Origin of the sequence: Mucilaginibacter sp. 14171R-50 (assembly GCF_010093045.1) — a bacterium.
Classification (GTDB): domain Bacteria; phylum Bacteroidota; class Bacteroidia; order Sphingobacteriales; family Sphingobacteriaceae; genus Mucilaginibacter.
In genome coordinates, this window is sequence record NZ_CP048115.1 from 2,231,861 (window position 1) to 2,245,495 (window position 13,635).

Genomic DNA, 13,635 nt, shown 5'->3' on the forward strand with positions numbered 1-13,635 from the left:
AATAGGTAAAATTCTATTCAGAAAGGAGGTTTAACATGAAAAGGATTTTCAGAAGTTGGCTTAAAAAATACAGGCTCCATATATTAATATGGATAGTATTTATTCTATATGAATCGCTTACCATCGGTTGGCTCCTGGGCGTATTTGGAAATCCGATAACATATCTTGCACACTATATTATCATAATTTCCCTTTTCTATTTGCATGCCAACTGGTCTTTGCCCTGGGCAATGAAAAATGGAAAAACTATGCTTTGGAAACTACCACTTATTCTCTTGCTGGAAATAATGGTTTTTATTTTAATATCTTTTTTAGTGGATAAATTCTTGATTACTATCCACATTCTTATTAATAAAGGGCCTCTAATATTAAACTTTCAGTATAGCTTAAAAACTTTTTTTAGAGATCTTTATTTTATTGGCTTTGCAACAGGCTACTTTTTTCTAATTACCTACAATAAGGAAAAAAGAAAGACAAATGAGTTGGAAAAACAGCGGTTAAATGACATCATTTATCGACAAAAATCTGAGCAGGAATTGATTAAAGCGCAAAATGCTTTCCTAAAAGCACAAATTAACCCCCATTTTTTATTTAACACTTTAGATTTTATCTATCACAATATTGTATCCCTATCCCCAACTGCCGCTGATACGGTTATAACGCTGGCTGAGATGATGCGTTACGCGATAGATTCCGACAAAATGGGTGACTTTATCCCTTTAGGTGATGAAATAGACCAAGTAGAAAATCTTCTTTATTTGAATCAAATCAGGAAGAATCACGGACTAGGTTTTCAATTGCAGTATGAAAAAGATGTCCGGCAAATACATTTAATTCCTTTGGTACTACTGACAATGGTAGAAAACATTTTTAAGCATGGCAACTTAACAGAGCAAGGACACGATGCGTTGGTCCGTATTTATTTAAAGGACGGGGCACTTTTTATCGAAACCGAAAATTTAATAGACAACAAAAAAAAGGATGCCGGAAACCATATGGGATTAAGCAACATACAACATAGATTAAACTATGCCTATGGCGATGGTATAACATTTAGCTATCATGCAGACGAAACCAATCATTTTAAAGTTCAATTGGGCATTCCCTTTTTACAATTGAAAGTGCCTGGTGAAACTTTAGGTCTTTCAACAGGTAATGATATAATATTGCCTCATGACTCCGCTGGTCAGATATAAACAGTCGGTTAATATGCATATGTAATAAATCTCCTACCATATTCGCTCTTTCAGTGCTGTTATCGCAACGATTCATGATTTTAAGAAATTGCTTTTCATAACTGCGAAAGAACCGAACAGAACCTGGGTCAACTTGCGTGTTTTTTAATTTATGCTTTTCAAATGATTGATTTATTTTTTTAAAACTTTCCGGATTCATTTTCAATTCTTCTCTAAAGCTATTTGCCATGTTTGTGGTAAAAGCTATTTGGGCAGCTATATCTTCAAAACAAAATTCTAAAAATCGCTTCATTATTCTTAAAGTAATAGCGTATAGATGCGCGGGTGAGTGATTTTTTCTCAACAGGGATAATATAAGTCTGCTATCTGTGTAGAAAAAAAATTCAACTAAGCTAATCCTTGTTTCTCCATACCGCTGGACTTCACGGAAATAGGTCTTTATTTGAATATCAGAGATTAATCCCTTTAGACAGTCTTCTTCCAAAAACGAATTCAGGCGATTAATGAAAAGGTATCCTTGTGATGTATCCTTTAATTGCAGGCGTAAGCGAAGATGTGGTTTAGGATCTTCATACCTGATGAAAAACCATTTTCTGATATTCTGTTCACCTTCTTCTAAAAAAGCAGCAATTTGTATAGTCAGCACAGCGTTACTTCTGGAAGGATGACAGTATATTTCAAAATAAAGCCAGTCCCCTCCTGGCAAAGAGATACTATTTAACGACCGATTATACTGCTTGTAATTTATTAAATGTTGACTCCCCGAATAGACATTACCTTCATGTGCATAATTTACTATGTATTCGGTTAAGTATGGTTTGCCCTTGTCATCTGAAACATCTAATTCGTTTGGTATTAACGCTTCGGAAATGTAAATAACTTTTGATAGGTTTTGGCGACAAAAATGCAGAAATGCAATCCTATCCGCTTCTATAGCAGGGTCAAAGCATAACGTCTGGTCAGCAAATCCTGCCTTAAAACGAAAATTAACCCTATACTCTTTCAGCCAGTTACTCAAAGCCGTTAGTGGTTCTAATGGCTGACTTGCTGCTAGTAAGATGGCCTTTGGCACCCGCCACATGGCCGGCGAAACAATTACACTCTTGTATGCTACGCGCGGATAGTGATCGAGATTAGGGAAAAATTGCTGGATTTTAAAACTCAGGTCAGATTTGATTCCCTGGTGTTGAAGGTCACATAGAAACCGGTAAACGGCCAGATCTGAGCGGGTATAATTGTAAGCCGATGGAATACGGGGAACCATTCGTTTCTCAAATTTCTTTGACCAAAGGATTACTTCGGAATTGCTGATCCCTACAAGAATATCGTCAAAATCAATCGGCGACGGATCACATGACCAGGTCAATATAGGCAGCTCTTTGTCATAAAGTTGTTTACGCCGGTTTACATTGTCAACTTGTCTTTCAGCCTGGTAGGCAATGTCGAAAAAAATTATACCAGGATTTGCTTTTTCTTCCAGGGATGCGATTTGCTTACCGAGTTTTTCAAGTTCCGGGCTTGCAATAGTAAAACGCCCAATCAACGCATTTGCCGTACAGCCCCCCATATTTTCTATCACAGGCTGATCACCATAGAAACGATACATGATACTAAAGGTGTTTGGTAGAGGTAATGCGATTTCCGTTTTAGCTTCATCGAACTCCTCCAACCGGATATCGCCGCCTCTTATTAACGAATTCAATAGAAAATGGTGTAATTTGGTATAAGAAATCTGTAAATCAGGGTGTTCGTTTTTGCCTATAGTTTCTAAGACATTTATCAGGTCCTGATCTTTCAAATGATGACCAAGGTTGCCATAGCCAATCCCAATTTCTGGGTCCATTACAACACTCAGGGGAACAGCATTTTTTTCGAACTTTTTAAGGAATGCGGCACGAAAGTTAGTCAATGTGCTATTAGCAGTATCAGGTAAATTCACTTGCATAAATCTGATCAAACCTGAAATTTCCTGGATTTTTTTTTCATTGAACCCGCCCTTGATTAATTTGCGCTCAGAGATCGTGTACAAATCTGTTGAGACCGGCCTTTCAATGTTTAACCGTTCAAAATAATCTTGACCGGTTATGTTTGGAAACAGTTCCGTTAGAAGGAGCTGAAGGTTTAAAAGTTGTTCAAGAAGTCTATCAACAGATTTTATATGCAGTTGATAATTGGATTTCACATAATCGTAAATTTCCTGTTTAGCAGTTTTTTCTTTACAAAGGGTTATAATAGTGTTTAGTTCCGGAAAACCTGATACTGAAGCCATTTCAAAACATCCATTTTTAATACGGATAAATCGTATCTCATCCCCAACTGTATAAACGGTAGAATTTGTTTGAAACCATAGCGAGTCTTTGACGACCCTGGCAAAATCATTTGTAAAGGCATCCTTTTGTTGCCAGTCCACAAAGTGTTTGCGTAACAAATTTTCATCCAAGACTAAGGTTGAGGAATCCATTGACAACGGAAGGACGGTAAACGCGGCGAAACTTCCAAAAGGCGTCGCCCTATATTTGGCCCTGTTAAAATACTTCCATATGGAAAAGCTTATTTTTTTGTCGGTTGCTTCTAATTCGTGAAAGTCTAAATTTTCAATAACCTTATAAAATGAAGGCGAAGCCTGCCTGATAAGTATTTTCAAATCCTGCCATCTTTCCTCCAGCGCATCTTTTACACTGAATATAGGCGTTCGGCAAAGGGGCATATCTAATACTTTCAACTTCATGGTAAATTCTTATCAAACTGTAGCGGTGGTCCGCCCTGAACTTGATGCCTTTTATTTCTTCAAAAGAATGATTATTGGCTGCTCTTACTTACCATTTTCTATACAATAGGGCTTTTTCGGGACAGACAGCCATAAATTCGGGAGATACTGACCTTACCAATTGGTAAACGATAATTAAACAATAGTTAATTTTATTCGATTTTATTCGCCTCAACTTTATCCTAATGGTAAAATATGCATACCGAGATATTTTATACATGCTCAGATAAATTGAAATGTGACGTAAGAAATGCTGCTGCTATATACTTTATATATCTAACTATGATAAAGGCTGAAGCTATTGACAAAACAACGGTAATAAATGTGTTGAGTAGTTCATTTGAAGATAACCAGAGTGTGAATTTTATCGTCAGCCAGGATGAGAAAAGAGCACGACGAATACAAGCTTTAATGGATTACTCGTATGAGATATGTTCGCTATTTGGTGAGGTGTGGTTATCTGATGATAAAAATGCCTGTGCTTTAATATTATATCCGCATCAAAAACGTACCACGTTAAAATCAATTTGGCTTGACATCAGGCTGATTGTCCAAGCCATTGGTCTGAGCGGTATAAGCAACGCATTGAAGCGTGAAGCAAAAATCAAACATTTGCAACCCAAAGAAGAAATGACGTATCTCTGGTTTATTGGCGTTGATCCGGACTTTCAGCATAGGGATATCGGCAACAAATTATTGAAAGAAATCATAATCCATTCAAACCAAAAAAAGCTGCCAGTATATCTGGAAACTTCCACTTTAAGGAATATACCATGGTACGAATCACATGGTTTTCATACCTATAACCAATTGGAGTTGGGGTATACCTTGTTCTTTTTGAAACGTAAGCCAGATAAGTAATAAATATGCTGGTATTCGGAACACAAATTCATATTGTCACAGCAGTATTCATTGGACTTGAAATATTGATGTTCATTTTTCAATTGGCCAGTTACTTCTATTGGCCGGGAGATAAAAATCGTGGCCGGTATTTATTATTGCTGTTTTTAATGTTGTTATACAATATTACTGGCGGCCTCTTTCCTGATCCTAAGATTGGTATCCCCATCAACATCCAGGAGATGATTGCTTACGGCACTGGTTTTCTTATGGCTTCTTATTTCCCATATTACTTTTATAAAGGATTTGAACTGAAAGAATTGCGCTGGCACGCACTGTTCGGAGTACCATTATTCCTGATGCTTCCCTACCTGATATTCTTTGTCATCGTTTATGCGATAAATGGCAAGTTAAATGTAGATATCCGTTTTGGGATGATTGTACCCTTTATCTATGCGATTGTATTGCTTTGGGTTATGTTCAGGGCAATTCGGAATAACTATGAGATAAATCGTAACAAGAACGAATACCTGGAGGAAATCTCAATGTACTGTGCAGTTACTCCCTGGTTAGCTTTAGCACTCTTCGGCCTGGTAGAAGAGAATCAGTTGATAGAAGTACTTTGCACGAATACGGGCATCATCATTATCACAGTTCTTTTTCTGACTAAATCCGTCAGCAATGCAAGACAGGAATTCACCAGGAAACTTAAAGAATCGGCCATTGATGGCATAAGCCCGGAAGAATTCCTGGCTAGTTGTCTGCATTACAGTTTGACAAGAACGGAGATCCTGATCGTACAGAAATTGTATAAAGGAATGAAAAATAGAGAAATCGCTGATAGCATGTTTATTTCAAGCGAAACCGTTAAAAAGCACATTCAAAATATATTCAGAAAAGCCTTAGTAAATAACAGGGCAGCCTTAATTCATAAACTACAAAATCGTCGCGAGCAATAACTTTGCGCTCGTTTGTCATTAAATATACCCCTATTTAGTAATGCCAAATCCCTGATTTGAGTATTTAGATCGCCTGGCCGGCACGGTAAATTTGATCCAGGTTATTATAGGAGTTAAGAATCTCCTGTCAAGTTTCACTTTCTTGAATATTACTATGCAGTCACATCGTTTATTTGACGTGCTTTTTAGCATGAATCCGCTGCCGAAAGAATTAGCAAATGAGGCAAATCGCAAAGATTTAATAGAATATATCAATTCAAAAATTGGTTTTAGCCATCATACTCATCGTCAGCTTTTGTTAAATCCCGGCCAAATAGCTGATCACATCTATTTTGTCGAAAGTGGGATGGCAAGGGGTTATTATGACGATGAGCTAAAGGAGAAAGAGTATACTATCTGCTTATGGGATGAGCAAACCATTATTACAGAGCCTCAAAGCTTTTTAAAACGCACTCCTTCTCAATTATATATAGAGGTGATGCCTGGCAGCAGATTATTGTCGATATCCAGGCAACATCTGTCAGATATTATTAACGCGTTCCCGTATGCCGAAATATTTACCAGATGTCTAATGCTGCAATATGTTTCTTATCACACCAAAAGAACTCATGACCTGATCAGTCTTTCAGCTTGGGAAAGATACTTGGACTTACTCCAAAAACATCCTAAAATCGAACAAAAGATTTCGAAGGAAATCATTGCCTCTTATCTCGGTATTACTCCACAATCCCTTAGCCGACTCATCAAGGATAATGGCCACCCATAAACCAATTTGATAAGAGAAAGTTTATCATTTATTAATTCATTTCTGAACAAATGGTAATCGATTTCTGAACCGAGGTTTAGACCTTATAAGAATATTCAAACGTAGCTTTATCTTATCTAAAAGGGATGGCTCTGGCTATTAAAGAATTATATTAAATACCACCATTATGAAAAATATATTAACCCATTTTTGTATAACATTTCTCTTCCTGTTGTTTGTATATACATCGGCCAGCAAGTTTTTAGACCACGATAAATTTGTATTTCAAATGCAACTTGCCCCAGTACCGTTAATGAAAATACTTGCTCCTCTTTTTGGATGGCTGGTGCCATCTGTTGAAATGATTATTGCCATAGGATTCGCTGTTGGTTTTTTTATTCCTTCAATCAAAATTAAATCGCTGTATGCATCTGTTATTTTATTAGGTGCATTCGAGTTTTATATTGTCCTCATGCTTTTATCAGGATCACGTCTTCCCTGTACCTGTGGCGGTATTATATCCAATATGGGTTGGAAACAACATTTATTCTTTAATGCTTTTTTTATCCTGACAAGCTTTTTATCAATTAAATATTTGCAAAAACATAAAGTATTGGCGGCAACTGAATTTGGCGGCAATAAACATAAAATACTTTCTCGCGCGTAAGAACAGGTGGTGCCATTGCCTGTAATTTTAATCAATGGCGTAATTATTAAACTTAATACATAATATCATGAAAAAGTTAAAAATTAGCATGTTGGCCGTACTATTTACAATAGGTATTGGTGGCGCAGTTGTACAAAAGATACATGCATCACCAAAACAAACAGATCCAACGTTTAACTGGCAAAAAACTGATGCAAGTGGTAATGTCATCTCAGGAGGGCAGTATGATCCTGGAGTAACTCAGGCACAAGCCCAAAGCGATTTTGGATGTAGTGGCACGATAACACCCTGTGCGGTTACTGTTAATCACCAAAACGGGACTAAAACAGCCAATCCAACTTACGTAAGACTGGATTAGAAACCAGTGGGTAAAGGAGACTGTGGTGACCAATTTGCTATAGTCTCCTTTATTAATAATATTCAGATATAACGAAAACTGGAACCATCCTTTTAACTTTTATTATATATAGCCCACTTCTGTTTAAGATGGCATTAATTTGTTCAGGTGTTATCCCTGCTTTCAAACCATTTATATCAAAGTCTATCAATGCATTTTTAATGCCAGTTTCATCAACGATTTGGTCTTGATTTATATTGGCATTTAAAATTTCAGTAAGCTTAGTAACATTTTGCGTTGTAATAAAATGTTTATGTTGTTTTTTTGATTCATTTAAAATATTAAGATGCTTATTTCTGTATTTTAAAATATAACATTGCATATTCCTTTTTTCAAACCGGCCATTCAAGTTCAAATATCTATTTAGATCTGATATCATATATTGATAAAGTATAGTATCCATGCGTGGTTCAGGCATCTGCAATTCATAACAATACGAATTATCTTGAGCCCAGTCACTACTGTTAATACTATTATAGTATTTTGATCTTTGGTAAGATTCGGGGGCAAATCGTGGTTGCATGTACTTTAATGAATCTTTTATCTCTAAAATAATTCGTCCATAATTACCCCAGCAAATTTGATGTTGAAATGCTGCTGTCCAATATAAATCTCTGATAGAAATATTGTCCATAAATATTCGATCAATCATATGAGGAATTACTGACTTATAGGTGCCGTAAGTTTCATACGACAAAATTCCATTTGTATGACCAGTAAAGATTGATCGGCCTAAAAACGAAGAATCCTTCAAATGAAACGTCTTTGTAAAATCAAAATTCTTGATATCAATTTTTGCTCTTAGAGGCAATACTTTGCCCTTCACAATTTCTTTTATATTTTTAAAGTTGACATCCTCACCTCCAGTTATAGCGATCACTTTTCCTGCGGAATCAATCCAAACCATATGCGGTATTCCCTTGTGAGGGAATAGTTTTCTGGATAAAATATTATCGTTAGCCAGTACAAAATAGTTTTTAGGGCGTAATTCAGGTCTTTTTTTTAAGAAATCATTAATTGTAGAAAATGATTGGTAACCGACTGCTACAATTTCTATTTGATTACTGAACTGCTTTTTAAGGGTGTCCAGTTTTGTTAATTCGCTTATACAAGGGCGACACCAGGTCGCCCAAAAATCCAGGATTAACAATTTATTTTTATATAGGTTACTTAATTGAACTTTTTGCAAGGTGTCATCTATAAATCCTGATAAAGCAATATTAGGGACATGTTCACCTATATGTATTTCTTTTAGTGTGTCATTTTGAGAATATACAACCGATGTTGAAAAAATGAATATGAGCGTTAAGAGACACTTATTTATAGTGTTTTTCATAATTAATCAATTATTATAACCTGGGTTTTGGATTAAATTTGGATCTTTTAACTCTTCAGATTGAGGTATAGGAAATATTGAGCCTGTAGATTTCCACAGGGGTTTAATAGGAGTCAGAACGGAGCTAATAGTCCCGGAACGTTTTAAGTCAAAAAATCGATTACCACTCTCATAAAACAATTCCACCTGTCTTTCATGAAAGATAGTTGTTAGTAACGATGCCTGGGTGGAACTGCCCGTGATGTTTCCCAAACCGGCACGGTTCCTTATGATATTCAAATCTGAAAGTGCATCTGCCAGGTGATTTTGCTGTACCCTTGCTTCCGCTCTGATCAGATATACCTCTCCAAGTCGCATATACATTGTATATTCGGCATTGGTCCCGGTAGTTATCGTCCGTAGTTTATACTTATAAGGATAAAAATAAGTTGTACCTGAAATAATTGTGCTATTTATCCAATTACTTTTCCTGTTATCACCAGGCTCAAATGCATTTAATAAGGATAGTGATATTTGGTAGGAGGGTTTACCTGAAGCAGGCACAAAACTTAAATTCGAATATCCACTTGTATTCCATAGTTGCAGAATAGCTTCACTGTTATTTGCCAGAAACACATTATTCAAATTAGTTAAGGTGTATTGTCCAGATGAAATTATTTGTGTCGCCTGTGTTTCCGCATTGGCATAATCTCCGGTATAAAGATATGCTTTAGCTAAAAAAGCGACTGCAACCCATTTATTTGCCCTGATTTTTTCACCATCGCCAGTATAATTAACTGGTAAAAGTGAAGTTGCCTCTTTAAGATCATCGATGACTTGCTGGTAGATTAACTTTCCTGAGACTTTTGGAGCCATAGCATTAATAGTGACATTTGTCGAAGTCACTAAAGGAACATCGCCGTAAACGTTGGTTAGCATAAAAAGACAATAAGCTCTCATAAATAAGGCCTCACCTAAACATTGCGTTTTAACAGAATCCGGGATAGATACTGAGGTTTTAAGACCTTCAATCAAGGCATTAGCTTTATAAATGGCTGAATAAAGATTTTGCCAGACACTTAACACTCTTGTATTTTCCGAAGTAAGTATGCCATTGGAAAATTCTGTCGAGGTTGCATCAACATTAGTAGTAATTAATTCATCAGTATAGGTCGAAACCGCGGGAATAAAATTGCCATCAACCGCACCAAGAACTGTGTAAAGATTTGAAGTAGCTGCATTCAATGAACTACTGTTATCAAAAACCTTATCGGGGGTTAACTGATTTTTCGGAGGATCTATGCTTAAAACTTTTTTGCAGGAATAATTAACTAAAATCACTGCAAGAATTAAAAATATATTAACTTTTTTCATTTGAATAATAATTAAAGAGTAAGTTTTATTCCGGCAGTTAATGTCTTCAGAGGAGGGATTGCGCCTGCCGATGACGAAATTTCCGGATCAAATCTTTGTTTGTTAGCTATGACGAATAAATTCTCGCCCCGAACATAAATCTTGATGCCTTTTAACTTCCATTTTTGCAGCAATGAGGATTTGAAATTATAAGAAAGAGCAAGGTTCTTTAACCGGATATAGGATGCGTCTGTAAAGAATGATGTACTTGCATCTTGGAAATTTGCGTAGTTGGTTGTTGCTCCTGAGATTGTGACTACGTCACCAGGTTTTTCCCACCTGTTTACAACATATTGGGGGTCATTTATTACACCTGTGCCGAGCGCTGGAACATATGCAGGCAAACTGTGTTTCACAAATTCAAAAAATACATCCAATTGAATGCCTTTATAATTAAAATCGTTGCTAAACCCTCCAAATAACTGGGGGCTTGTTTTACCGGCAATGACAGCATCATCAAGGAAGGAAAGCTGCCCATCTTTGTTGGCATCTTTATATTCAGCTAAGCCGGTTTGAGGATTAACACCCAAAAATTGGAAAGCCTTTACTATACTCAAATCTTGTCCGACAATATAAGTAGTGGCATAGCTTGACATAGCTAAACCTGGAAAGGATACCAATTTGTTTTTGGGCAAGGTAATATTGAATGAAGCATTCCAACTAAAATTACTTCCTTTGATAGGCTGTGTATTTAATTCAACCTCCAGGCCGGTATTTTGTATGACTGCGGGAAAATTTGCCTGGTAAGTTGCAAACCCGGTTATATAGGGTATCGCATAAGAAATTAATTGGTTTCCACTGGTATTTTTATACCAGGCCGTTGTAACCAATACGCGATCTTTCAAAAATCCAAGCTCTAATGCTAATTCAAATTTTTTAGTTGTTTCCCAGCTATAATTTGGATTGGCGACCTTTGATGGGGTAAGCGTTGAAATAGCACCATAAGTTGTTCCAGATCTGTAGGTAGATAAGTATTGGTAATCACTGATCTGGTCATTCCCGGTAAGCCCGTAGCTGCTCCGAATTTTTCCATAACTGAGAAAGCCTAAATTATCTTTGATGAATTTTTCTTCTGAAAATATCCATCCACCGCCAACAGCGTAGAAATTACCAAATTGTCTCCCTGGCCCAAACCTACTTGAACCGTCTCTTCTCAGGTTGACATTAATAAGGTATTTTTGCCTCCAATTATAATTTATCCGGCCAAAAACCGATTCATATTTATATTCTGAATAACTGTCTGAATTACCCGTAAGAATGCTAGCTGCTCCGATGTTGCCTAATAGATCAGGGTTACTTACTCCATCACCCTCTATATAATTACCTTGAGTAATGATATGTTGATATGTGCCACCTAAAAGGGCCGTTAGAACACCATCATTAAAATGTTTAACATAATCGAATTGAGGCTCAATTATATACCTGTTACTGGAGTTATTTGCAAAAAATGCGGTAGCAATGGGACTGTAACTGGGATCTTCGGAAGAAACCGGTAAGGTTGCTACTTGATTAAGTTTATAAGTATTATAACCAATATTTAATTTAGCATCAAAACCAGGCGTAAATGAATATTTAGCAACAGTATTAGCATTTAAATAGCTGGTTGTGCTATGCTGTTTTTGATTAAGTATTGCTACCGGATTGGTGATTGTCCAATTATAACTTCCATCACTATTATAAATGGGGAAGTCAGGGGGAGTTGAACCTCCTCTGTCACCGGTAGAATTATATAAAGTACGATTGTCATCCCCACTGTAATTTACATTAAAAGAGGTATAAAATTTCTTGTTGGTACTCGTATGGTCAATATTTAAATATCCACCCCCCTTTTTGTAGTTTTCGTTTCCGGGCAATATCGTTCCCTCATCATGATAGTTTAAATTTACAAGATAATGCGTATTTGCATCTCCACCGGATAGGCTTGCCTGCACATTAGTTACATTTGCAGAGCCGCCATAAAAGTATTTTTGCCAATTAGTGGATTTGGTCGTATCCCATACTAATAAATCCGGCGCTGAGTTAACATCCGGAATCAAACCATCGTTTTTGTAAGCATCATTTCTCAGCTTGAGATATTGCTGAAGATTTAAATAACTGTTTAACCGGCTCACCCGACTTATTCCCTGATTTACATCAACAGTAAAATTATCCTTACCTATCGCCCCTTTTTTAGTAGTAATAAGTACCACGCCATTAGCTGCCCTTGATCCATAGATTGCTGTGGCATCGGCATCTTTTAATATTGATATACTTTCGATATCATCTGGATTAATGATACTAAACGGACTTATTCCACCGTTAGCTCCGCCAGCACTGCCAAAAGCATTATAAATAGGTGCTGACAAAAATGGCACTCCATCGATAATAAAAAGCGGATCGGTGCCGGAAGCTAAAGTGCCCTGCCCCCTGATTTGAATTTTAATATTACCTCCAGGCAGTCCATTTTGTGTTTGCACAAAGACCCCTGGTGCCTGTCCTTGAATAGCGGCAAGCAGATTGCTTACGGGCTGATTTTCTATTTGCGATGATTTAATAGTTGATGTGTTTCCAGTATTAAATCGTTTAGTCGTAGTTCCATAGCCAATAACCTGCACCTCATTTAAGGAATTGGCATCCGCTTTTAAGATAATGATTAGACGTTCAGAAATATTAGTATTAAAAGGTACCTCTATCGTTTGATAGCCCACGAAGCTAACAATCAATATTCCGGTTGTTTTAAGCGGGCTTATTTCAAAGTCACCATTCTGATCAGTAATAACTATTGTGGAGCTTTCTTTGAGTTTGACGGTTGCCCCAGGTAAAGTTCCACCGTTTGAATCTGTTACCTTTCCTTTAATCGGATTTGCCTGCGATTGTCGCTTATCGTCCTTTGAAGGATTTAATCTAACACCCGTTTGAATAATAACAATTTTGTCATCTATAACTTGATAGCATAATTTATATCGCGGCAATAAATCATCTAAAACTTGATTTAAAGCCTTTTCCTTAACATGAATGGTCACTTCTTTTTTAGTAACCTCATTTATATCACTGTAGATGATTACAATTTTTGCTTTGTCAGCTATTTGATCGAATGCCTCTTTCAAGGTTTTCTTTTCTAAATCTAAGCTGATTTTTTTTGTTAGGTCTTGAGATGCAGCTATGCTGCTGGTAAAAGCCAAATTAAAACAGCACCAGAGTGACATGCTTAAAATCAACAGTCTTTTTTTTCGTTTTATGGGTAATGGTTTGTACATAGAAAAAACATTAATGGAAGTTTAAAGAATAATTACAAATCAGGTTATAACTATATAAGAGATGTGGCGGTGACTTATCACAAGGCCAAAGAATAGGCAA

At 36.5% G+C, this 13,635-nt stretch carries 10 protein-coding genes; 6 read left to right on the forward strand and 4 right to left on the reverse strand.

Features of this window, described 5'->3' with window-relative positions; all coding sequences use genetic code 11:
- Positions 1 to 35 precede the first annotated feature (35 nt).
- The gene (locus GWR56_RS10275) at positions 36 to 1,196 is read left to right on the forward strand and encodes a sensor histidine kinase (protein WP_162431150.1); all 1,161 of its coding nucleotides are present in this window, start codon (positions 36 to 38) and stop codon (positions 1,194 to 1,196) included.
- Here GWR56_RS10275 and GWR56_RS10280 read toward each other — a convergent pair.
- A complete protein-coding gene (locus GWR56_RS10280) occupies positions 1,084 to 3,924 on the reverse strand; it encodes a lantibiotic dehydratase (protein ID WP_162431152.1) in 2,841 nt (946 codons plus the stop codon). The two genes, GWR56_RS10275 and GWR56_RS10280, sit on opposite strands and share 113 nt — an antisense overlap.
- Before the next feature lie 321 nt (positions 3,925 to 4,245).
- Here GWR56_RS10280 and GWR56_RS10285 point away from each other — a divergent pair, with 321 nt between their 5' ends.
- The 5 genes from GWR56_RS10285 to GWR56_RS10305 all read left to right on the forward strand — a co-directional run bounded on the left by GWR56_RS10285 (position 4,246) and on the right by GWR56_RS10305 (position 7,532).
- Entirely contained in the window at positions 4,246 to 4,824 is a 579-nt protein-coding gene (locus GWR56_RS10285; protein WP_162431154.1) for an N-acetyltransferase, read from the forward strand.
- Between the two features lie 5 nt (positions 4,825 to 4,829).
- The gene (locus GWR56_RS10290; RefSeq protein WP_162431156.1) at positions 4,830 to 5,762 is read left to right on the forward strand and encodes a helix-turn-helix transcriptional regulator; all 933 of its coding nucleotides are present in this window, start codon (positions 4,830 to 4,832) and stop codon (positions 5,760 to 5,762) included.
- 154 nt (positions 5,763 to 5,916) lie between these two features.
- Positions 5,917 to 6,528 carry a Crp/Fnr family transcriptional regulator gene (locus GWR56_RS10295; RefSeq protein WP_162431158.1) on the forward strand — a complete coding sequence of 204 codons (612 nt, stop codon included), beginning with the start codon at positions 5,917 to 5,919 and terminating at the stop codon, positions 6,526 to 6,528.
- A gap of 166 nt (positions 6,529 to 6,694) precedes the next feature.
- Positions 6,695 to 7,174, forward strand: coding sequence for a MauE/DoxX family redox-associated membrane protein (locus tag GWR56_RS10300; protein ID WP_162431160.1), 480 nt, complete (start codon positions 6,695 to 6,697; stop codon positions 7,172 to 7,174).
- Between the two features lie 67 nt (positions 7,175 to 7,241).
- Positions 7,242 to 7,532, forward strand: coding sequence for a hypothetical protein (locus tag GWR56_RS10305; protein ID WP_162431161.1), 291 nt, complete (start codon positions 7,242 to 7,244; stop codon positions 7,530 to 7,532).
- Between the two features lie 52 nt (positions 7,533 to 7,584).
- Here GWR56_RS10305 and GWR56_RS10310 read toward each other — a convergent pair whose 3' ends face one another.
- From GWR56_RS10310 to GWR56_RS10320, 3 genes are read right to left on the reverse strand one after another with little or no spacing between them, the layout of a single operon-like run.
- Positions 7,585 to 8,907, reverse strand: coding sequence for a TlpA disulfide reductase family protein (locus GWR56_RS10310; RefSeq protein ID WP_162431162.1), 1,323 nt, complete (start codon positions 8,905 to 8,907; stop codon positions 7,585 to 7,587).
- Positions 8,908 to 8,913: 6 nt separating this feature from the next.
- Entirely contained in the window at positions 8,914 to 10,260 is a 1,347-nt protein-coding gene (locus GWR56_RS10315) for a RagB/SusD family nutrient uptake outer membrane protein (RefSeq protein ID WP_162431163.1), read from the reverse strand.
- Between the two features lie 11 nt (positions 10,261 to 10,271).
- Positions 10,272 to 13,535 carry a SusC/RagA family TonB-linked outer membrane protein gene (locus tag GWR56_RS10320; RefSeq protein ID WP_162431164.1) on the reverse strand — a complete coding sequence of 1,088 codons (3,264 nt, stop codon included), beginning with the start codon at positions 13,533 to 13,535 and terminating at the stop codon, positions 10,272 to 10,274.
- Positions 13,536 to 13,635 lie beyond the last annotated feature (100 nt).